At 51.1% G+C, this 21154-nt stretch carries 18 protein-coding genes; 5 read left to right on the top strand and 13 right to left on the bottom strand.

The window, feature by feature from the left end:
* Positions 1-165 precede the first annotated feature (165 nt).
* The 3 genes from DPQ22_RS04465 to DPQ22_RS04475 all read right to left on the bottom strand — a co-directional run bounded on the left by DPQ22_RS04465 (position 166) and on the right by DPQ22_RS04475 (position 3004).
* Positions 166-480, bottom strand: a complete 315-nt coding sequence (locus DPQ22_RS04465) for a HigA family addiction module antitoxin (RefSeq protein ID WP_246681477.1) — start codon at positions 478-480, stop codon at positions 166-168.
* A 230-nt stretch (positions 481-710) separates the two neighbouring features.
* Positions 711-1922, bottom strand: a complete 1212-nt coding sequence (locus DPQ22_RS04470; RefSeq protein ID WP_425305146.1) for a sensor histidine kinase — start codon at positions 1920-1922, stop codon at positions 711-713.
* Positions 1923-2143: 221 nt separating this feature from the next.
* A complete protein-coding gene (locus tag DPQ22_RS04475) occupies positions 2144-3004 on the bottom strand; it encodes a response regulator (RefSeq protein ID WP_150213532.1) in 861 nt (286 codons plus the stop codon).
* 163 nt (positions 3005-3167) lie between these two features.
* On the opposite strand from DPQ22_RS04475, the gene DPQ22_RS08855 reads away from it, so the two are divergent.
* From DPQ22_RS08855 to DPQ22_RS04490, 3 genes are all read left to right on the top strand, one after another.
* A complete protein-coding gene (locus DPQ22_RS08855; RefSeq protein ID WP_320411415.1) occupies positions 3168-3479 on the top strand; it encodes a NepR family anti-sigma factor in 312 nt (103 codons plus the stop codon).
* A 196-nt stretch (positions 3480-3675) separates the two neighbouring features.
* Positions 3676-4275: an RNA polymerase sigma factor gene (locus DPQ22_RS09165; RefSeq protein ID WP_256371552.1), complete on the top strand. Its 600-nt coding sequence runs from the start codon at positions 3676-3678 to the stop codon at positions 4273-4275.
* A gap of 833 nt (positions 4276-5108) precedes the next feature.
* On the top strand, positions 5109-6482 hold the full coding sequence (locus DPQ22_RS04490; RefSeq protein WP_150213536.1) for a sensor histidine kinase: 1374 nt from the start codon (positions 5109-5111) through the stop codon (positions 6480-6482).
* 41 nt (positions 6483-6523) lie between these two features.
* Here DPQ22_RS04490 and DPQ22_RS04495 read toward each other — a convergent pair whose 3' ends face one another.
* Together DPQ22_RS04495 and DPQ22_RS04500 are read right to left on the bottom strand one after the other, a co-directional pair.
* Positions 6524-6982: a hypothetical protein gene (locus DPQ22_RS04495; protein WP_150213538.1), complete on the bottom strand. Its 459-nt coding sequence runs from the start codon at positions 6980-6982 to the stop codon at positions 6524-6526.
* 217 nt (positions 6983-7199) lie between these two features.
* Positions 7200-7523 (bottom strand): DUF883 family protein, encoded by a 324-nt coding sequence (locus DPQ22_RS04500; protein ID WP_150213540.1) that lies wholly within the window; start codon positions 7521-7523, stop codon positions 7200-7202.
* Between the two features lie 257 nt (positions 7524-7780).
* Between DPQ22_RS04500 and DPQ22_RS04505 the strand changes: the two genes are divergently transcribed.
* Both DPQ22_RS04505 and DPQ22_RS04510 read left to right on the top strand, forming a co-directional pair.
* On the top strand, positions 7781-8596 hold the full coding sequence (locus DPQ22_RS04505; RefSeq protein ID WP_150213542.1) for an exodeoxyribonuclease III: 816 nt from the start codon (positions 7781-7783) through the stop codon (positions 8594-8596).
* Positions 8597-8916: 320 nt separating this feature from the next.
* Positions 8917-10554 carry an efflux transporter outer membrane subunit gene (locus DPQ22_RS04510; RefSeq protein WP_246681479.1) on the top strand — a complete coding sequence of 546 codons (1638 nt, stop codon included), beginning with the start codon at positions 8917-8919 and terminating at the stop codon, positions 10552-10554.
* An 890-nt stretch (positions 10555-11444) separates the two neighbouring features.
* On the opposite strand, the gene pal is transcribed toward DPQ22_RS04510, so the two are convergent.
* The 8 genes from pal to DPQ22_RS04545 form a co-directional block, all read right to left on the bottom strand.
* Positions 11445-11936: a peptidoglycan-associated lipoprotein Pal gene (gene pal / locus DPQ22_RS04515; protein ID WP_150213544.1), complete on the bottom strand. Its 492-nt coding sequence runs from the start codon at positions 11934-11936 to the stop codon at positions 11445-11447.
* A gap of 198 nt (positions 11937-12134) precedes the next feature.
* On the bottom strand, positions 12135-13409 hold the full coding sequence (tolB, locus tag DPQ22_RS04520; RefSeq protein WP_246681483.1) for a Tol-Pal system beta propeller repeat protein TolB: 1275 nt from the start codon (positions 13407-13409) through the stop codon (positions 12135-12137).
* A gap of 469 nt (positions 13410-13878) precedes the next feature.
* Complete coding sequence (locus DPQ22_RS04525; protein ID WP_150213548.1) at positions 13879-14991, bottom strand: cell envelope integrity protein TolA; 1113 nt, start codon at positions 14989-14991, stop codon at positions 13879-13881.
* A 101-nt stretch (positions 14992-15092) separates the two neighbouring features.
* Complete coding sequence (locus DPQ22_RS04530; protein ID WP_425305147.1) at positions 15093-15542, bottom strand: ExbD/TolR family protein; 450 nt, start codon at positions 15540-15542, stop codon at positions 15093-15095.
* 102 nt (positions 15543-15644) lie between these two features.
* Complete coding sequence (gene tolQ / locus DPQ22_RS04535; protein ID WP_150213607.1) at positions 15645-16355, bottom strand: protein TolQ; 711 nt, start codon at positions 16353-16355, stop codon at positions 15645-15647.
* A gap of 301 nt (positions 16356-16656) precedes the next feature.
* Positions 16657-17490 (bottom strand): YetF domain-containing protein, encoded by an 834-nt coding sequence (locus DPQ22_RS04540; RefSeq protein ID WP_150213551.1) that lies wholly within the window; start codon positions 17488-17490, stop codon positions 16657-16659.
* Positions 17491-17565: 75 nt separating this feature from the next.
* The gene (locus DPQ22_RS08860; protein WP_190323146.1) at positions 17566-17718 is read right to left on the bottom strand and encodes a hypothetical protein; all 153 of its coding nucleotides are present in this window, start codon (positions 17716-17718) and stop codon (positions 17566-17568) included.
* 2226 nt (positions 17719-19944) lie between these two features.
* Positions 19945-20973, bottom strand: coding sequence for a class I fructose-bisphosphate aldolase (locus DPQ22_RS04545; protein WP_150213553.1), 1029 nt, complete (start codon positions 20971-20973; stop codon positions 19945-19947).
* Positions 20974-21154: the final 181 nt, after the last annotated feature.

Raw genomic sequence — 21154 nt, forward strand, 5'->3', positions numbered from 1 at the left:
GCACAGGTTTATTCCATAAATCGGCGCCTGCCCCCCGAGGCGTTTTACCCCGATACGCCCGGCAGGTCGGCAACCTTGCCGGCTATCAAGCAAAGCTTTTCTCCTGATTTATTCTAAAAAATGCAATATATTCAAAAAAATACCAGTAATAATTCATAATTATTCTTATGAATAATTTAAAGGACGGATTTCTGCCAATATAGTCTGCATAGAAATACTTATTCTACTTAAATCAAAATCCTGCTGGAGTTGCAGCCAATAATGCGGATCCATATCAAAAAACCTGGCCAGGCGCAGCGCCGTATCTATCGTCACCGGCAGGCGGCCGGCAATAATCCGCTCGATCCGACTGGGGGAAACATGCAGCTTTCTGGCTAAAGCGTAAGCAGAAAGGCCGGCGGGAAATAAATAGCGCGCCTGCAAAACTTCACCAGGGTGATAATTGGGCACAATACGGCGCGCCATAGCATAAACTCCCATGAGATAAATAAGCGTAATATAATTCTGTTCTATACTGGCTCAATAGCGGCAGAAGGCTAAAGGAAATATTATAATTACTTCCAGGCCTGTTATAAACATAATTCTTACGGGAAAACAGACAATATATATTCTGGAAAATATACGGTTTTCCAAAAATATACTTAATGTTTATGAAGATAAACAAAGAAATATACGATAAACATCATAATATAATTTAAATATAAGACAAATCAGGCAAATTGTGCAACGGGTATTTTAAGAAAATACTCTACTCTGCCGTTTTTTATACTATAATGCGCCGCACCATCAACCGATTGCGGCACAATCCGCTCCAGCATTATGCTGCCAAAACGCGCTTCGGTCATAAAATCGCCGGCGGCAGCTTTTCCTCCTGCCCGGTTTCCTTGCTCCGATCCTGCTGCTGCCGGCGGCATTGATTCGGCTGCCTCTGCCGGGAAATCCTCTCGCCATGACAATATTAGCGCTTTACCGCCCGCCGGCACCCTGTTTACCGCCGCCATGCTGCCGGCCAGTGCTGCCGCAGCCGGCAGCGGCGATTCTTCCTCACCCTCTGCCCGGCAGTTAACAGCAATTTTGCCCCGGCCCAGCGCCAAAACGCCAAAAGCGGCAGAATTGATAATCAGCTCATGCAAAGCCAGGCCAATATGCAAAGCAGCAGAGGGAAAAAGATAGGGATTTTCCCCCTGCACAGAGATAGAGCAATGCTGCTTATCGGTAATGCTCTCCGTATAAAAGCGCAACTGGGCAAAAACCAGATCCTGCAATAAAGCGCCGCGCCAGTCGGAATCGGTCACCAAATCCTGCGAAGAAGAAAGCGAATGCAACCGCCCCTGAAATTTTTTCAGAAAACTGCCAATATTATGGCAAAAACGCGCTGTTTGCGTAGCAATGCTCTGAATAATCGCCAAAAGATTTTTAGAGCGATGGCTCACTTCACGCAGCAGGATTTTAAGCACTTCTTCGCGGGCGCGCAATTCAGAAATATTGACTCCGCTTGTCACCAGCCCCAAAATTTTGCCTTGCGCATCACAATGCGCCTCAATGAAAAATTTATACCATAAAGCCTGGCTGCCATGGCCGTCATTGCTGCTTTCGGGCATTCTTTCCCCGGCAAGGCCGGGTGCCAAACTGCCCGGCCCGGCGGCAAAATTACTCTGATTCTCCGCCCCCGCCATTTGGCCGGCAGGTTTTGGCGACAGGCTGAATTCCAGCCGCGCCGTTTGCCCGCCGGCCAGCAAGCGTTTTTTCACATTTTCCATTTGGGCCGCTGCCGCCGGTGGAAATATATCACTATCACGGCAGAAAGGCCGCCAGCCGGCCTTTAACACCGGCGGCAAATTTTCTGCCATAGTGTAAAGAAGATCAGGTGTCTGATATAAAACACAAATATCGGCGCTGCGCAGCGCCATGAGCAGCGGCATATCACCCGGATCAGGCGCAATCCGTGCCGCCGCAACCGCCGGGCTGCCTGCTTTTTCAGGCCCCGTTTCCTCGGGCTTTGGCACTTTATTGGCTGTCATTGCCTCCGCGCCTTGTTTATGCTGCTCTGCACTCTCTGACATTATCACCACTATTTCCAACAGCAGGCCGCACCCGCCTGCCTTGTCCCCTGCCTGCCCGGGCGCAGCGCGAGCGCTTTACTTCAGACATTATTGCGCGCATTTTCCTGAAAAAACAGCGCCTGACTGATTAACGCCTTGACCATATCGGGGTTAAAAGGCTTGGTTACTAAAAAAGTTGGCTCAGGACGCGTGCCTGTCAACAATCTTTCGGGAAAAGCGGTGATAAAAATCACCGGTAAACTGTTTTTGGCTAAAATTTCATTTACCGCTTCAATACCCGAACTGCCATCGGCCAGTTGAATATCAGCCAGCACCATGCCGGGAGCGGTTTTTTTGAATAATTTTACCGCCTCGGCATGGGTGCGGGCAATACCCACTACCTGATGCCCCAGACCTTCCACCAACTGTTCTATATCCATGGCAATCAGCGGCTCATCTTCAATTATCATAATTTTGGTAGCTACCTGATTGGATATATCGCGCGCGGCCTCACCCAGACAGGCTTCGAAACTCTTTTTATCGCAATCCAAAATCTCCATAGCCTGCTTTTCGCTAAAACCCTCTACCGCTATCAGCAAAAAAGCCTGGCGCGCTTTGGGTGCCAGCGCTGTCAGCCGGCCGGCCGGCTCTTTGCCGCCGGTTTTGGTTTTGCTGTCTTTGCCGCTGTGCGTTCCGCGCCGGCCGGGCGCGCCGCGGGCAGAATTAACTGAAATCGGCAGAGATTCGGCAAATTTAGATACTGTCTGGTTAAACAAATGGCAAAACAGCCAGTAAACACTTATACGGTCATTGGATTTTTTAGGAAAAATGCTTATATCGGCAATCAACGCCTCCAACATGGAAGCCACATAAGCATCGCCTGAATGCTGCGAGCCGGTAACCGCGCGGGCAAAGCGCCGCAAATAGGGCAAATGCGGGGCGATACGCGTTGAAAGTGACATGGAAAAAACTCCTTTTGCACCAAAATAAAACTGCCCCGAGCATAAGCATATTTTATTAAAAAAGTTCCACTTGCAGTGGAACGCACTGAATATTTTCGCGTTAAAGTTGTAAATATCTCTGATTTATGCGACACTAAGCGGGCGATAAAACAAGGCTATCGGCATGGAAGACAATAAAAACACAGGCCGGAAAATGTTTGCAGATAAAAATCTTTCACGATCGGGGCACAGCAATGAGGACAGGCTATTAGGTGTGCACAGCCGGATAGCTGAGCAATTACGCGCTTTTTACACCGGCATTCAGGAAGAGGCGATTCCGCAAAAATTTCTGACCCTGCTGGAGCAGCTCGATGAAGCTGAAAAAAACGAAAATAACACAATTATGCAGACAGGGGGGCAGCATAATTTTACCGATCCGCCAGGGCCGGCTGAAAAAAATATTTTAATTACCAGGCGCAGGAGCAGGCATGAATAAAAGCCCCATTTCTGCTGCCTCTGCCCTCTGTCACAGACCAGGCCGGCGCAAACGCCCGGCTATAGCTGCGGCGGCACCTCAAGCCGCAACAGCCCGGCGCAAGCCGGGCTCTATTGCCGCACCGGCACCAAACCCGCCCTGCCCCGCCCCGGCACTCACAGTGCCGGTGCCGCCGGCAGCCGGCCAATATGCGCCAATACCGCCCACGGCGCCGGCAAAGGCGGCGCAGAAGCAGGAAACAAAGCCCGGCAGCAGTGAAAACCCGTCTTTCCGCCGTGAAATGCTGTCACTCCTGCCCGGTTTGCGCGCCTTTGCCGTCTCCTTAGCCGGGAATAAAGATCAGGCTGATGATTTATTGCAGGATACAATTATGCGCGCCTGGGGTAAGCAGGAAAGCTTTACTATGGGGACAAATATGAAAGCCTGGCTGTTCACCATTTTACGCAATGAATTTTATAGCCAAATGCGCAAACAAAAGCGCGAAGTGCAGGATACAGACGGGATTTATGCCAATAATCTGGCCGTTCACCCAGCGCAATATGGCGCGCTTGATTTACAGGATTTCAAGCGGGCGCTGGATAAATTGCCGCCCGATCAGCGCGAGGCGATTATTCTTATCGGCGCTTCCGGCTTTTCTTATGAGGAAGCGGCAGAAATTTGCCGCTGCGCCATTGGCACAATTAAAAGCCGCGTCAGCCGCGCCCGCCTTCGCCTGCAAAATTTGCTGAGTATAGAGGGAGAAAATGATTACGGCCCTGACAAAGCGGCCAAAGCTTCTGCCATACGCTCTTTTTAGACTCCTTCATTGCCGCTTGCGGCCGCCGGCAGGTCGACAAAGCAAGGCAGGCAGCGCCGGATAATGGAGCAATGGGCAGCTATCAAGAGGCAACAATTTGGCGGCGTGTTGAAATTTTCGCCCAATTATAGCTAATCAGAAACCGAAGGGGCGCGCGGAGCGAGCAAACCGAAGGGGCGTGCGTAAGCCAAGCAAACCGAAGGGGCGCGCGTAAGCCAAGCAAACCGAAGGGGCGTGCGTAAGCCAAGCAAACCGAAGGGGCGTGCGTAAGCCGGGCAAACAGCGCCCGGGTTGGACAGGCTAGCCTGTGGCGGCGGGCGCAACAAAGAACAGGCGCGCGTAAGCCGGGAAAAATACGGTCAAGGCGCAGCCCTGTTCCGCCTTTCCGGAAAGTGACAGCCTTGCGCTTATCAGCAGCAAATTTTGCCCTCTGACAGCGGGCACAAAAGGCCGCTTACATTAGCCGTCTTATTATTTTATTGCATGTTTATCCCGGTGCACCCTTTAAAATCCCCAAGGCAAAATATCAAAGCCCAACTACCGTGAATAGTGCCTTAAAAACAGTTTAACCGCTTTATTGGCTGCTCTATTGCCGCCGGGCAACAGGGAGATGCTACTATTTTAGCAAATTATCGCTTTCCTGCCCGGCAAAATTATTATGCTGAGTCCGTCTGTAACAGCGCAAGAAATATAAGCTTTTATTTACCAAAACAAAATTTTCTGCGAAAAAGCCTCGCTTGTTTACATTCTATAGAGACAGACTGCTTATAAATCTTTGAGCCAAAGCCGAACCCTTGGCTTTGGCGCCTCGAAATTTCAGGGTGAGTTTTGCTATGGCTGTCCCCCATGCCACAAAATATAGAGCGGCACAGCGCACACCGCAACCGGTGCCGGCGGCTTATAATGCGGCAGGCTTTGCAACAGGCCGCGATAAAAAAGCCCAATCCGGCAAAGCCGGCAAGCACGCCGGCAGCAAGAGAGTGACGGCCGGCCAGGCTCTGGAATCGGGTGAAAAATTATGGAAAAAAATTATCGCCTGGTGCATATTGGTTTGCGCTCCCGGCGCGGCAATGGCTTTGCTGGTTTTTGTCTGGCAGCTAAACGGCGCGCTGGAGCATGTAACCGCGACTGATACCGGCCCGGTTGCGCAAAACACCGCCTTGACCCCGCTATTGCGAGATAAATCTGCCGCTGCTGCCAATAAGCCCTCTGATGTCGCCGGCAATCGGCTCACTTTTATCCAGCGCCCGCCGATGGCGGCCGGGCAAACGAGCCAAAACCGCGCTTATAGTGCGGATTTGCGGTTTTTGCATACCGGGCTTATTTATTCTTCCTTTCTGGTGCTGATTGCCAGCCTTTGCATTGCCCTGTTACTGGTACGCTTTATGGTGCGTGACAAACACCGCCGTCACGCTTATCAAACTTTGCTGGCCAATAGTGATACGGCACTGGAAAGCCGGGTGCGCCACCGCACGGCGCATTTGACCAAAGCCCGTCACCTGGCTGAAAAAGAAAGACAGCGCGCCGAATTATTATTGCAGGATACCAGCCACCGGGTCGGCAATTCTCTGGCCACTATCTCTTCGCTATTGGGGCTGCAACTGCGCCAATGCCATGACAAACAGGGACAAAAGGCGCTTTTATCGGCGCGGGATCGTATCCAGACCATTTCTGCCGCCCATCGGCGTCTGCGGCTGGGCCGGGATATGGAAACAGCCTCAGTGGGAGAGTTTTTAAGCGCCGTTATTCATGATATAGAAAACGGGTTGAGCGCGGCGCAGCGCCGTCATATCACTATTGAAAGCCGTTTTGAGCCTTGCTTTCTGCCGGCGCGTGATGTAACAACTCTGGGCATTATTCTGGGTGAGCTGGTAATCAATGCGGTTAAACACGCCTTTCCCGGTGGCCGGCGGGGGAAAATTACCGTCACTTTCGGCAAATTAAACGGCAAATCCCTGCGCCTGATTGTTGAAGATGACGGCATTGGCCTGCCCCCCGCCCTGCGCCTTGCCAAAACAGCGGAATATGAACAAAAAGGAGAGCCGGGGCAAGGCCTGGGGCGGCTGATTATATCACAGCTTGCCGCACAATTTAACGCCAGACCGCAATTTTCAAACAGCGCCAAAGGCGGCAGCCGCATTATTATCCCTTTGTTAAACAGCCAGGCTGAAAACAAAAAATTTGCAGCAAAAAAAGCCGCGGCCTGAGACAGCCCGCCACCCGACCTGCTCATGCTCACATTTCCAGCCTATTTGTCAGACTGTGCGCCTTTGCCGCGCCACAGGCTATAAACCGCGGCAGCACCGGTCGCCAGCACCGCCAGCCGGCCGATTTTTTTATAAGATCTGACCCCCATAGCCAATAAGGCCGGCGCCGCTGCCATGGCCGTGCCCGCCAGCAGCCTTTTTTGCTCAGGGGCAAGAAAAGCCTGTTGTTTTCTCTTTTGCCGATCCAGGCTGATTTTCAGGCAAATTACACCGATAAAAGCAATCAGCAGCCAGATAAGCATCAGAACAGCCGCCGCTTTAATGGGCGACATCACGCTCTGTATATAGAAAAAAAGCATTACACAGGCAAAAAACGCTGCAAAAAACAAAGCCGCAGCAATTCCAGCCCAACACACAGCCTGCATTTTGGTTTTTTTGACAAAAGCTTTGACATTATCTGCGGCAAATTTGCCGAAAAAGGGGAAAAGAAGGTTAAGCATAATAGTCAGACACCTTTGCGCCCTTTTGGCTGCCGCCAAGGCCGATACGGCGCTTAACGACTGCCGCTGTAAATTTCACCGCCCAAAGCCTGAAACGGATAACAGATTACACTCCGCTTTTTGCTTTGCCGGCGCTGCTGTTTTAAAGCCGGAACCACATCGGCCGGCACACCCAAACTGCGCCGGCGGTCTATGGCTGCGGCATCAAAATCCTGCTCTAGCGGCTGGCCAGCAGCGCCAGCACAAAACCAATACCGGCGGCAACAGCCACACTGGTCAGCGGCTTGCTGCGAATAGTTTCGCTCATATTTTCCTGTGCCTTATGGCTTGCCTCGCGCACATAATCACCGCCATGCTCGCGCGCCTCTTCCAGAAAATGCGCTGTTTTAGCCTTGAGCGAACGCAATTCTGCTGCCCCCATAGTTGTAATACTGCCGGCCAGCGACTCAGCCTTTTCACGCATTTTATGCAGTTGGCGCTCAATATCCCGCGCTTCTGCCGCATGCGCATTTTCTTTTTTCACATCTGTTGCTTTTGCCATGAAACCACTCCCAAATTACCAATAGGCGCCGCGATTGCGCTATTCTAGCACATAATCACAGCAATAAAGCGCCAAAATCACTTTAATAACGGAATTTTTATTTTCCTTTCTCTATCGGCGCCGTGACAAGATAAACCCGCCCGCTAGCGATGATAAAACCTTCCCTGCAAGCTTGCAAGAGGCAAAGCGTCAATGATAAAACCTTCTTCAGTGCCGGTCTCCGTAACAGACAGAGAGCAAAAACGGGAGTTGCGTTAATGTCTTTCACTATAGCCAGTTGGAATATCAACTCTGTCCGCCTGCGATTGCCGATTGTCTTGCGCTTTCTGGCTGAATACCGGCCGGATATTTTATGCCTGCAGGAAACAAAATGCCCCGATGCGCTGTTTCCGCTACAGCCTTTGGCGGCAGCCGGCTATGCTTATGCGGCGCTTAACGGCCAGAAGGGCTATCACGGCGTTGCCACACTATCGCGCCTGCCCTTTATACAGACAAACAGGAGGCTGTTTTGCGGGCGCCATGATTGCCGCCATATAGAGGCGACAATAGAGTATCAGGGCAAAAAAATTCATATTCACAATGTTTATGCCCCCGCCGGCGGTGATGAAGCCGACCCGGCGCTTAACCCCAAATTTGCCCATAAACTGCAATTTCTGGAAGAAATGCACAGTTTCCCCGCGGATCAAGGGGACGGCTGCGCTTCACTGCTGGTGGGAGATTTAAACATTGCGCCGCTGGAAAATGATGTCTGGTCGCATAAGCAAATGTTGAAAGTCGTCAGCCATACGCCGATTGAAACAAAAGAGCTGCTTGGCGCCCAAAAAGCCGGCGGCTGGGTTGATATTTTGCGGGCAAAAGTGCCGCCCGAGACCAGGCTTTATACCTGGTGGAGTTATCGCGCCCGCGACTGGGCGGCCTCTAATCGCGGCCGCCGGCTGGATCATATCTGGTCTTCGCCCGATTTATTGCCGTTTCTGGACAAAATCACTATTTGCCGTGAAGCGCGCGGCTGGGAAAGGCCCTCCGATCATGTGCCGGTTATGGCGCATTTTTCCCCGCCGCAATCTTTGTAAAGTGCCGGCGGTGCAGGCAGCCGCATTATACGGGCGGTCACGCTTTGGCGGCCTGTGTCGATAAAATTTTCTTTGCCGTTTTTTAACTTTTATTTGTGAAAAAATATTTATCCTATTGACAAATTTTCAAAATAGACGGGATACAGAGAGAGGTTCTTTTGCGGAATTATTGCAATTTGGCAAAACCGGCTCTTTTGATTCCGGCGGGCGGCAGATTATGTTTGTTTTGCCTGTCGGGACTGTTTTGCCTGCTCTGTAAAATTTCATAGCCGGGCATTTGCTTTGCCGGGAGCGGCAAAAAAGAAAGTATCGGTAAGGCAATGGCTCGTATTTGCAACCGCAAAATGCCGTTTTTTGGCCGGGCGTTTTTTACGCGCCTTAAACAGGCCAGCACAAAAAGCCTGTCTTTGGCCGGTATCGGCGCCTGCCCGGCAACCAAAAACAGTATAATCGGGTTTTGCGCCTTTTTGCTTGCCTCCTGCGCTGTCGGGCCGGATTATAAAAAGCCTGATGTGGCGCTGCCGGCCCAATGGGGAGATAAAGCGGCGACAACAGCCGCAGACGCGGCGGGCCAAAACAGGCAGGCGGAACTGGCGGGCTGGTGGCGGCGTCTGCGCGACCCGTTATTGGATCAAATGGTGACCGCCGCTATCAGCGATAATCTGGATATTGCCTCTGCCAAAGCGCGTGTGCGCGAGGCGCGCGCCCTCGCCTGGCAAACGGCCGGCGCCCTGTTCCCCAGCCTGGATAGCGATGCCAGCTATAAGCGCCGGAAGACCGGCGGCCCGTTCAGCGTGACGCAGGATCATTATGGCGGCAGTTTTGATTCCGCCTGGGAGATTGATTTATTCGGTTTGAACCGGCGGGCGCTGGAGGCAGCGCAGGCCGGCTTTGCCGCGGCGCAAGAAGATCTGCGCGCCGTAATGGTAACCCTTATTGGCGATGTCGCCTCTAATTATGTGGAAGCGCGCCGCCTGCAGGCACAGTTGCGCCTGAGTGAAGACACCGCCCGCAGCCAGCGCCAGACGGCGGATTTAATCGGCCGCAAATTTCAGACCGGAGCTGTTTCCAATCTTGATGCCAATAATGCGGCCGGTCAGGCAGCCGATATGGAAGCCAATATTCCGCGGCTCACCGGGCAATTAGCGGTGATCAAACACCGTCTGGCCGTTTTATTGGGGCAGCCGCCGGCTGCGGTGAATGATTTGATTGAGTCAAATTATTACCGGCAAGCCGGTGATATTCCGGTAGTGCCGGGGCAGTTGCCGGCAACAATCCCTGCCGATATTTTGCTTTCCCGCCCTGATGTCCGCGCCGCCGAGCGCCGTCTGGCGCAATCCACTGCGACTATCGGCCAAAGGGAAGCCCAGCGCTACCCGGCAATCAGCCTGACCGGCAATATTGCCACTAATGCCACCCACCCCGATAATCTGGGGAAAAATTCTTCCATTAGCTGGGTTTTCGGCCCCAGTATCAGCCTGCCGCTGTTTCGCGGCGGCGCGCTGGTAGCGGGGGTGGAAATTGCCCGCGCCCAGCGTGACCGGAACTTTATTGCCTTGCGTTCGGCTGTGTTAACAGCGCTGGAAGATGTGGAAAATGCACTGGTTTCGCTAAAAAATGACAAATTGCTGGCGGCAAAGGAGACTGAAGCCGCCAATGCTTACCAAACCTCGCTCACTTTATCGCGTAATTTATATGAATCCGGCAATACCAGCTTTCTGGAATTGCTGACCGCCGAACGCTCCTATTTTTCTGCCCGGCAAGGTGCCCTGAATGCCCGTGCCGCCGCTACAACGGATTATATCAGCCTGATGAAAGCTTTGGGTGGCGGCTGGGACGGCCTGGTGGATTATCGAAAACCTGAAATTATTGACAAAAACACCGGCCCGCATTTTGGCAAATTGCCGACATTGAGCGAACCGCCAATGCAGCCGCAAAGCGCACAAGATAATAGCTAAAGGCAGAAAAACCGGGCGCAAAGCCGGCGGCAGCGCCTTCACCTGCAAGCTGCCAATGAGTAACAGGCGCGCCGGCAAAACACAAAGCCGGCGGCAGTGCCTGTGCCTGCCTGCAACCGGACAAACAGGCAAGGCAATATTAGCAAAAGCGCAATAATCCGCCCTGCCCTCGTTTTTATCCAGAGGCGCAAACAAAATCAGCGGCAAGGCCTTTGCCTCTCTTCGATCGCCTCTGCCATATTCACAAAGCGCACAAGATAATAGTTAAAGGCAGAAAACAAGGCAAAAAGCCGGCGGCAATGCCGACAGACTTTTTAGCTACCACTATAATCTGCTTTCACTGTTATGGTTGAGTCTTTTGCTGCTGCGCCTGCACTTTTAAAGTGCCATCTACAAAATTATCATAGCCTGGCCAGAATTTATCAGAGCTGGCAGATAACAAAAAAAGCGGCTGTGCAGGCCGCTGCGGTTTTAGACATTTTCTTTCTCCCCAGCTATTCCGCTGCCGTCAATATTGTCAGCAACAAGATACCCGGATAGTCCTACCTTTTTGGCTTCTGGCCGGGCAAAATATCGTTCAGCCCCATATAGCCTGTCGCCCGCGGCTTTGGCCGCTGCCATATCGCCGCTGCCCTTTAAAGCCGCCATCATATTTGCCGTTAAACATTGCCCATTCAGCAGCGCGGCACCCGACCCGCCCCTGGTCGTTAACCGGTGCCGGCAATGACAGGCAGGCCTTATGCCTCGATAGCATTTTTCAAGAAACGTTCTATCTGACTGACAAAATCACTGCTGCCGCACTGCCAGATTTATAAAAGCCGCCCCCGCCCGGTCAGCGGCTTTTGTATCTTCACGCAATCGCCGTGTCCGGCGTGCTTACCCACCCGCTTTTATTGGGCAGCATTATTGATAACGGTTACAGCCCGGCGGTTTTGCGACCAGCAGCTAATATCGTCACACACAGCAACCGGGCGTTCCTTACCATAGGAAATTGTTTTCATACGGCGCATAGCCACACCCTGCGAAGCCAGATAATTTCTGGCAGAAACAGCACGGCGCTGCCCCAGAGCCAAATTATATTCTCGCGTGCCGCGCTCATCGGCATGGCCTTCTACGGTTATTGTATATTGCGGATAGCGATTCAGCCATTGCGCCTGGCGCTGCAAAGTTTTTTGCCCGTCAGCGCGAATAGAAGAAGAATCAAGGTCAAAAAATACCCGATCGCCGACATTAACCGTAAAATCCTGCACTGAACCGGGCTTGGCATTATACCCCATACCCGAATTATTAAAGGAATTCCGCCCGGTGCCGCAGCCCGCCAATGCGGCGGAAAGGCACAGTGCCGCGAAAAGCTTACTATAAGTTTTGTTTAAAAGACGCATAAGCAAACACTCCCTTTGACTTAGCGATAATCTGAAGCCCGGTGTAAAAGACACAAATACTTTGCGCAGTCTAGCACAAAATTACGCGCTGCTGCTTTTTGCCTTGAAAAATAAAAAGATTTCCCCCGTTTTTTTTACAAACCGGCCGCGACAGGCTGCATATATTCTGCCCTGCCGCCAACAGGCGGGCGACAAAATTTAATCCAGCAAAGGCGACCAGGCCGGATCGGAAGCGCCATGCGGCGTTGGCACCCGCCTTTCATTGCGGCCGGTAATATCAATACTGTGCAGCTCTGATTCCTGGCCGGCATTCTGGCGGAAAAAAATCAGAACGCGGCCATTAGGCGCCCAGGTCGGCCCTTCATTATGAAAGCCGGAGGTCAAAATACGCTCACCTGTGCCGTCCGGCCGCATGACACCAATAGAAAACTGCCTGTCTGTCAGCTTGGTAAAGGCAATATAATCACCGCGGGGCGACCATACGGGCGTAGAATAACTGCCGTCACCAAAGGAAATACGCTTTTGATCGCTGCCATCGGCATTCATAACATAAATTTGCTGTTTGCCGTTACGATCTGTCTCAAAAACAATCTTTCCGCCGTCAGGCGAATAAGAGCCGCCTGTATTGATAGCACTGCCGGAAGTCAGCCTGCTTGTCTGATGTGTGGTTAAATCCATTGTATAAATATTGGAGCCGCCATCATCTTCCAACAGGCTCATAATCACTTTTTGCCCATTGGGGGAAAAACGCGGCGCAATAGTCATATTGGGAAAACGGCCGACCAGCTCTCTTTTGCCGTCTTCTATCTGCTGGAGATAAACCCGCGGCGCATCATCACCCGGACGGCTGCCGCTAAAGGCCATATAAGTAATTTCCTGCCTTGTGGGAGAAAAACGCGGCGTCAACACCATTTCGCGGCCATCGCTCAAATAGCTTAAATTGGCGCCGTCCTGATCCATAATAGCCAGTCTTTTAATACGCGCATTTTTTGGCCCGGTTTCGTCAACAAAGACAATACGCGTGTCAAAATAGCCCTTTTCCCCGGTCATTTTACGATAAATGGCATCGGCAATAATATGGGCAATGCGCCGCCAGCTATCTTCGGGCGCATAAAACTGCCGCCCTTCCATTTGCGTATGGCCGTAAATATCCCACAGCCGAAACTCCACCCGCAGGCGGCCGTCTGCCTCGCGCCCCACCCGCCCGGTGGCCAGCCCCTGCGCCTGAATTTGCTGCCAGTCATTAAAACGCGGCGGCACATCAGGATTAGTGATATTTTCCAGAAAAATACTTTTATCCAGCGGGCGGAACAGGCCGGAGCGCTCTAAATCGGCGGCAATAACCTCACTGATTTTTTGCCCCATATCATCATCGGCAATAAAATCGGTAATCGCAATAGGAATCGGGTTAAAATTGCCGCCGGAGACATCAACCACAACCTGCGCTCTGCCATAATGCACGGCCGCTGTCATAAAAGACAACACGGCAAGCGGCAAAAAGCCCCAATATTTCGCCTGATATTTCATTTTTTACAACCAATCAGTCTATTTCGAGGAATTTTCACATTTCCCCGGCCATAATTATTATTAAACGCGGTAATTGCGGCATTATTCGGGAAATACCGGCCTTGTTTTGCAAGAAAAAAAGGCTTTTAGCGATTTTTTGTTAAAAACAACTGAAAGCAGCAAAGGCGGCAGCCAAATCTGCCAATAAATGCGAAATAAACAGATAAAATATATTGAGCAGAAAAGCACCGCTCCGCCGGCGCAGCGCTGCTATTTTTCTCCCCCTGCCCTTAAGCAGGAAGCAGCGATAAGTCCGGCCAAAACAAGAGCTGCCGGCGCCTGATTTATCACTATATTGCTCTATCGGCGCGGAAGAATCCCTGCCGCCGGCCACCACCGGCCGGCAAAACAGGCCTATGCCGATTTTATGATACTATCAGTCTGGAAAAGCTCTCATATTTACGGTCACATCACGCCATTTGGCATAAGCATCAGCCGGCAGGTTAAACGGCGCGCATTTTTTCAAAGCGGTGCGCGCCTGCATGGCAATAACCTCGCGATCTTTTAAATCTCCCCCCGCCGGCGTTAAGTCAGGCTCTGCCGCCAGGCTGCCGTCCGGGTTCAGCCTGAAGTGCATTTTCACGCGCAAATCATAGGCTGAGCTGCCCTGCACGACGCCAATATCCCAATTACGCTGCACACAAGTACCGATAATATTATTCAGGGTCTGCTGCAAATTATCCTGATTACCAATGGTTTTTGTTGCGCCCTGCCCGGAATCTCCCTGACTTCTTTTGGCGCCGCCGCCCTGGGTGCGGGTGCGGTCAATCAGAGCATTGCGGCTATCGGCCGTTTCAGCCCCATCTTTATCGCCTTTGGCGGCGGCCGGCTTTTCTTGCGGTTTTTTCGGCTCAGTCTCCGGCTTTTTAGCCGGTTTGGGCGCTGTTTGCGGTAAAGCCGGTGTATCTGGCTTTGGCTGCTCTTTTTCCGGTTTTGGCTGCTCCTGCTTTTCTGTTTCTACTTTTTCTGCCGCCGTCGATTTCAAAAAATCACCAATATCATCATTAGGCGCCTCAGCTGCCGGTGGCGGTGTCGCTGCCGGCTCAGCCTCTGCCGGTTTGGGCGGCAGCGGTTTTTCCGGTGCCTCTTCCGGCTGTGGCTCCACCGGTTTGGCCGGCTCAGCAGGCTGTTTTGCCGTTACAGGTTCAGGCTTGTCTTCCGCCTCACCCTTTGGCGGCGGCGGAGCTTTTACTTCACGCGGTTTTTCCCTTGGTTTAAGCGGCATTTTTGTATCAATATCAGCCTCACCCACGTTTTCTGCCGCCGGCTTTATTTCAGGCTTTTTTGTCGGCTTTGGCGAAGCTGCGGTTTTTTGTGCCGCTTGTTTATCCCCCTGTTTTACCGACATTTCTTCACCCAGCGGCACCAGGCTAATCGGCACTTCTTCCATTTGCTGAAGATTAGGCGGCGGCGGCACATAAAAAGAGACAAGCAGAATCGCCAAAATCACGATATGCGCGATTATTGATATGGAGAAACCTGCCTTCATTGACTCTTGTTCCGCTTGCGCGCCTCAACTCTTACGCTATATACCCTGAACAGGTTCCCTTATATAAACCCGGCTCAGCCGGCTTTGACCTGACTGCATTGCTATTTCGGCAGGCTGGCCAAAGCAACATTGCTAAAACCTGTTTTTTGCAGTAAAGCCAATAATTCCAATATTGTATCATAGCTTGCCTGCTTGTCACCCATAACGACAATACGCTGTTTAAAGCCCTCTGGCTGGGTTGTGCCCAGCGCCCGCAATTTGGCAATAAATTGCTCTTGCGTATAATATTCCTGCTTGATAGCCAGCCGGCCCTGCTTATCAACAGAGACTGTCAGCGGCTCAGTTTCCCCTTTTATCGCTTCAGCCGAAGTTTTGGGCAAATCCAGCGGCACGCCATTAACCAGCAGTGGCGCCGAAACCATAAAAATAATCAGCAAAACCAGCATAACATCAATAAACGGCGTCATATTGATTTCGCTTATCAAACCTGCCTGGCTGGAAAAGCGGCGGCCACGCCGCCCTCTACCGCTGCCCCCTTGACCAAGTGACATAGCCATGATTTCTTACCTGTTCCTGCAGTTCTCACCTGTTTGCAACCGCTCTGCCTGCGGCTGCCTTAGCCAGGAGCAGAGAGACAGCGCGCTTTACTTGCCTTATTTATGCGCACCCAGCCGCTCATCAATTTGCCGGGACAAAATAGAAGAAAATTCTTCGGCAAAATTGCCCCATTCGGCACTGATTTTCCCCGCTGTCGCCGCCAGTCTGTTATAGGCCATTACGGCGGGAATAGCGGCAAACAGGCCAATAGCCGTAGCCAGCAAAGCCTCGGCAATACCGGGGGCAACAACGGCCAGGCTGGTATTTTTGGACGCCGCAATAGACTGGAAAGAGGACATAATACCGATAACCGTGCCAAACAGGCCGATAAAAGGCGCAGAAGAACCGATTGTGGCCAAAAAGCTCAGGCGCGATTCCAGCCGCCCGGACTCACGCACCAGAACCACGTCCATCGCCTTTTCTATCCGCATTTGCAGCCCCATTGGCGAGCGGGCGCCCTTCTCAAAAGATTTTTTCCATTCACGCATGGCAGCAACAAAAACAGCGGCCGCCCCGCTGGTTCGGCGCTCTTCCAAATGACGATAAAGCTCTTCCAGCGACCGGCCCGACCAAAACTCTTCCTCAAAGCGTTTGCCGGCGCGCCTTGCCGCGGCAAAGGCAATAGCCTTGTCAATAATAATGGCCCAGCACCAGACAGAAGCGAAAAGCAAACCGATCATAACCAGTTTGACCACCCAGTTTGCCTGCATAAACAAGGCAAAAAGCGTTGCCCCAGAGCCTGAAGAAGCAATTTCTACCGCCGGCATAATTTTATCCTTAATCTGACGCCAAACCCAATCCACCCCGCAAGGCAAAACCGGCCGCCTGCCCCGCTTTGCCTTTTCATCACACAGCCCGGCGGCGCCACAAGGCCGCAACCTGCCGCTTTTGCCGGAAACCTGAACATAGCCGGTAAATAAACGGCAAATTACCGGCAGTCACCTTAACCGATTCGAGCTTCTTAACGGAAAATTTTGGTAAAATAAAGACGAAGATCGGCTTGGCTCGCCGGCATATTCCACCAAACTCTCAGCTTTACTCTCTATTCACAGCCCGGCCGGCCTGTTTTCAGCTATCGGTTTTAATTTTTTCAATCCCGGCAATTCTGCAAGAGAAATTTTTCCGCCTATGCTGTGCGGCGGCTTTGCGACAAAAAGCCCGTTTGGCCTGTTTTTCAGCACTTTGTTTTTTATCTTTTAATTTGGGGTAAACCTTGCCTTCTGTCGTAATATATTTAAATTGGCCGTTTTTATATTCTCCCAAATAAATATCAGAAATTTTACCCAAACCTCTTTGCTTTAAATCGGCCAATACATCTTTATCCGTTTTATGGATAGTCTTCAATTCATCATAATAAAAACCACCCTTGAAAACAACAATAGTAGACGGCAATTTGGCTTTATCGGCAATAGCGCTGACAACACCGCTCGGCTCAATTTGCGCATAATAAATTTCATCAGAGTGCAGGCCCTGGGCATTAAGCTGCGAGGTCACATTGATTATATCCACTTTATTGCTTTTATTGAGAATATTAGTCATTAAAAAGGCCCCGTCCCGGATAATGGAAATGGGGTGACCAATAGCGATTGTGCGCAAAATATAAGAATTCCGGCTTAAATAATTGATGAAAGTTAAAATGAGTGACGCTATCAGCAAAATACCGACATAATGCAGATAAGAGCCTTCGTCAGAATAAATCGCCCCGCCAATAATACCGCCAAAAATAAAATTGCCGATAATATCGATACTATTGATCTGGGCTAATTGGGTGCGGCCGGAAATGTAAAAATAAGCCAGCACAATAAACAGGCCGGTTACCAGACGCAGCAAAACATAAAAATAAAACATCAGTTCCGGCTTGAGCCAGGCTGCCGGATCGGAAAAAAATTGCGCCGCCGTCATGCTCAAGCCTCCAATAGCCTCCACCGCCCCCACCGACCCGGAACATATAGCCCCTCACCATGCGGCTTGATAAATTTACGCGGGAACTGTCACAGTCATCACTTGCGGCAGGATAGACGAATTTGCCCTCCAGGAAAACAAAAAAGGCCTGATCTCAACAGGAAAAGGCGCATAATCATTGCTGTATAATTGCTGTTTTGTCTTACTGAGGATACGTATAGTCGCCATAGCCGCCGCCTGGCAGAAACAGAATTTGCGGATAATAAAGCAGCAAGGCGCAACAGCGCTGATTACAGAACAGGCGCAGAGCGAGCCTGAAACAAGAGAGCAAAGCGGCAGCTCTAAATACCGGCGAGGCAAAAATCTGCTGGTAACAAGCCCTGATTAGCGCGGCAGCGAAATATAGCTGGCCGGCAAAGCGGGCCGGATCGCAACCGGATAAAGGCATTATCGGCCACAGTTTCCGGTAGTGCCTGTCCGGAAGGCGGCCGGATCACGGGCAAATTGGTGCCGGAGCCGCCGCTAAATAATATAGCCCAGTCAGGAACCAAAGGGGCGCGCGTGAGCCGTGCAAATTAAAGGGGCGCGCGCAAGCCGTGCAAACCAAAGGGGCGCGCGTAAGCCGTGCAAACCGAAGGAGCGCGCGCAAGCCGTGCAAACCGAAGGAGCGCGCGCAAGCCGTGCAAACCGAAGGAGCGCGCGTAAGTCGTGCAAACAGCGCCCGGGTTGGCGGGCGGCGGGCGCAGCAAAGAACAGGCGCGCGTAAGTCGTGCAAAATGCGGCCAAAGGTGAATCAGCACTGATTGCAGAGCTAATATAGCCGCAATCGGGATTTTGAGATTTGCGTATATTTGCCCCGGCAGAAATTTTTGCTTCCGTTGTTGCCGGCCAAAAAGTTTTGGAATCTTTGACAAGAGGTTTTGGAAACTTGCCGCTGCCAAAATTAAGCTTTTGAAGCATAAGCAAAGGGTCTTCAAAAACATTTTGAAAGCGGCGGAATAATCCGCCCCCGGTATTTATCCGCGCAGCAGCCAATTTAATTTGGTCGCACGAAGCAGTTTATAAAGAATTATCCCCAAGGTAAAGACGGCGATGGTCGCGCCAATATTAAGAACGGCATGCGGCACTAAGCTTGTCAGACCTGGAAGACGGCGATCTTGATGCAGTTTATCGATATGTGGCCGGACTTAAAAAAGAAATGTATAATCGGTCAAAAATTCCAAATTTTACGGGCGCCTCACACTCAAAAAGTGCAGTACCCTTATATTGCTCATTTGTATGCTAGCTAATTGATTTTATTACTTTTTATGAAAAAGAAAGATTCTGCACAATATGCAGAATCTTTTTGCGTTTTTTGCTTATATTTTGTCATGAAAAGCGAGTATGCTTTAACATAGTAAAAACCGCTCCAAAGGTGGTTTGACGGGCTTTCAAAGCCTTTCCAAAAGCGGTGAGGGCGATTTCAAAGCCCTTTTAAAGGTTCACGCATCACGCGGCCGATTTCCACCAAATTACCCCCTTCCGGCCAGACTGCGTGTCAAAACCCGCTCGCCACTCCTTCTGGTTTTCGTCCTCCAAATTTTCGATAGCCTCCTGATTTCTTTGAAAAATTCCACAGTTTCCTGCAAATTCCCGCATCTCCCCACTTATTCCAGAACTATGTGTCAAGCAATATCCGTTTTAAACTATTTTTATAGGATAGTAGAAATACAGACAGGAATTTCTGCCGTGATATGACAAATATTACCTTCAGGCAATATTTATATTATGTAAAAAGAAAAGCCTATAAGGCCATAATTTTATTTTAGTTTCTATAATAGAAATAATAAAGGCAACCCGTCTGCAATTTAGAACTGCCTTTTAAGCAATAATCATCGCGGCCTTTGATTGATAAGAGAGGCAGGACAAGCGCTTTATGAGCAATTTCCACCGACCTTATGGGCATGAATCTGGAAAAAGGCCACCACAAACCGGACGAATTGCCCCCAATAGCGAAATTTTGCCTGGCCTTCCGACCCTCGCTATTTTCGCATATATCAGTGCGCATTCGCTAACCACCCAGTAGCAAAACCCCATCACCCTCCCAGCCTCTGCAATATCCCCTTTGACTGCCGGCAGTATTGCCCACGGTCGCACCCGCCGGCTCTTCCAGCATCTGCACTATACCTGCCTTGCCGGAAGATATTTCCGAATACAGACCCTATCTCACCCGGCCGCCACTGACAGCGCCTGCCGAACCCGGGAGATGCCCCTAATGCGAGACCCTACCTCACCGTGCCGCCAGTGCCCCTGGCACCACGCACCAGAAAGCTCCCCTTGGGAGGCTATCTCATCTTTTACAATCTGATAGCTCTGCTTACAGGCGGCACCCTCGCGACTCTGCTCCGGCTCCCCTCTCTCATCGATAAAGTCGACGCTAAAGAGAGGGAGTCGGAGCACAGTTCCATGCCTTTATCAGGCGGCTTTCTCTTCCGCCCGCGACCATTTGCCCAAAGCGGCCAGATAATTCATTCTGGCGCGGTGAGCGAAAGCCTTCTGCCCGGCAGCAATATTCTCTTTTTTACCGCCCCAGGCAGCAATAGCGGCAGCCTGCAAAGCACGGCCATAAGAGAAAGTCATCGGCCAGGGCAGCGGCGCCATAGCATTCATGGCCGAAAGATGTGCCGTTGCTTCTTCATCTGACTGACCGCCGGAAAGGAAGGCAATGCCGGCAACAGCAGCCGGAGTAGTTTCTTTCAGGCAGCGCACTGTCTCATGCGCCACTTTTTCAACCGAAGAATGCCGCGCATTTTTGCCTTCAATCACCATACTCGGCTTCAAAATCATACCTTCCAGCAAGATACGGGCATCACGCAGAGCGATAAATACTTCATCAAGAACAAATTTTGTCACCTCATAGCTGCGTTCAATACTATGATCGCCGGGCTTGCCGTCCATCAGCACTTCCGGCTCAACAATAGGAACAATGCCGTTTTCCTGGCACAAAGCGGCATAACGCGCCAAAGCCTGAGCATTTTGCTTGACGGCACCGATTGTCGGCAAATGTGTTTTATCAATATTGATAACAGCGCGCCATTTGGCAAAGCGTGCACCCAGGCCGTGATATTCCCGCAGCCGGTCGCGCAAACCGTCCAGACCTTCGGTAATTTCTTCACCGGAGAAAGCAGCTAAAGCCTTTGCGCCGGCATCAACCTTAATACCGGGAATACTGCCGGCTTCCTTCATAATATCTGTCAACATACGGCCATTGGCGGCTTTTTGCCGAATTGTTTCATCATACAAAATAACGCCCGAAATATACTGGCTCATTGTCTCTTTATCTGAGAACAGCATTTCGCGATAGTCACGGCGATTTTCTTCCGTATTTTCAATATTTGCCGCGTCAAAGCGTTTTTTAATGGTGGTATTGCTTTCGTCAGCGGCAAGAATACCTTTACCGCCGGCCACCAGTCTATGGGCAATATCTTCAAGATGTTCTGCCATGTCACTTCTCCTTTTTTCTGACTTCAACCCTGTTTTCCGTTGCGGCTTCAATATTCTCTGAATCAAAGCCGCAACCAATTATGCACAGACGACCAAATTCCCCTTCTCGCAATCCCTTGGTATATCATTCTCTCGGTATATCATTATTATCACGCACCAAAACGCAGCGTATTATGAACCA

Origin of the sequence: Candidatus Tokpelaia sp. (genome assembly GCF_008636115.1) — a bacterium.
Taxonomy (GTDB): domain Bacteria; phylum Pseudomonadota; class Alphaproteobacteria; order Rhizobiales; family Rhizobiaceae; genus QLZD01.

Coding starts and splice junctions, on each gene's coding strand:
- pal (WP_150213544.1), bottom strand. CDS start 11,936: ATGCGTCTTTTAAACAAAACTTATAGTAAGCTTTTCGCGGCACTGTGC.
- DPQ22_RS04525 (WP_150213548.1), bottom strand. CDS start 14,991: ATGAAGGCAGGTTTCTCCATATCAATAATCGCGCATATCGTGATTTTG.
- DPQ22_RS04505 (WP_150213542.1), top strand. CDS start 7,781: ATGTCTTTCACTATAGCCAGTTGGAATATCAACTCTGTCCGCCTGCGA.
- tolB (WP_246681483.1), bottom strand. CDS start 13,409: ATGACAGCGGCCGTGCATTATGGCAGAGCGCAGGTTGTGGTTGATGTC.
- DPQ22_RS04500 (WP_150213540.1), bottom strand. CDS start 7,523: ATGGCAAAAGCAACAGATGTGAAAAAAGAAAATGCGCATGCGGCAGAA.
- DPQ22_RS04545 (WP_150213553.1), bottom strand. CDS start 20,973: ATGGCAGAACATCTTGAAGATATTGCCCATAGACTGGTGGCCGGCGGT.
- DPQ22_RS04510 (WP_246681479.1), top strand. CDS start 8,917: ATGGCTCGTATTTGCAACCGCAAAATGCCGTTTTTTGGCCGGGCGTTT.
- DPQ22_RS04530 (WP_425305147.1), bottom strand. CDS start 15,542: ATGTCACTTGGTCAAGGGGGCAGCGGTAGAGGGCGGCGTGGCCGCCGC.
- tolQ (WP_150213607.1), bottom strand. CDS start 16,355: ATGCCGGCGGTAGAAATTGCTTCTTCAGGCTCTGGGGCAACGCTTTTT.
- DPQ22_RS08860 (WP_190323146.1), bottom strand. CDS start 17,718: ATGGCGACTATACGTATCCTCAGTAAGACAAAACAGCAATTATACAGC.
- DPQ22_RS04465 (WP_246681477.1), bottom strand. CDS start 480: ATGGGAGTTTATGCTATGGCGCGCCGTATTGTGCCCAATTATCACCCT.
- DPQ22_RS04495 (WP_150213538.1), bottom strand. CDS start 6,982: ATGCTTAACCTTCTTTTCCCCTTTTTCGGCAAATTTGCCGCAGATAAT.
- DPQ22_RS04475 (WP_150213532.1), bottom strand. CDS start 3,004: ATGTCACTTTCAACGCGTATCGCCCCGCATTTGCCCTATTTGCGGCGC.
- DPQ22_RS04470 (WP_425305146.1), bottom strand. CDS start 1,922: ATGCCGCTGCTCATGGCGCTGCGCAGCGCCGATATTTGTGTTTTATAT.
- DPQ22_RS08855 (WP_320411415.1), top strand. CDS start 3,168: ATGGAAGACAATAAAAACACAGGCCGGAAAATGTTTGCAGATAAAAAT.
- DPQ22_RS04540 (WP_150213551.1), bottom strand. CDS start 17,490: ATGACGGCGGCGCAATTTTTTTCCGATCCGGCAGCCTGGCTCAAGCCG.
- DPQ22_RS04490 (WP_150213536.1), top strand. CDS start 5,109: ATGGCTGTCCCCCATGCCACAAAATATAGAGCGGCACAGCGCACACCG.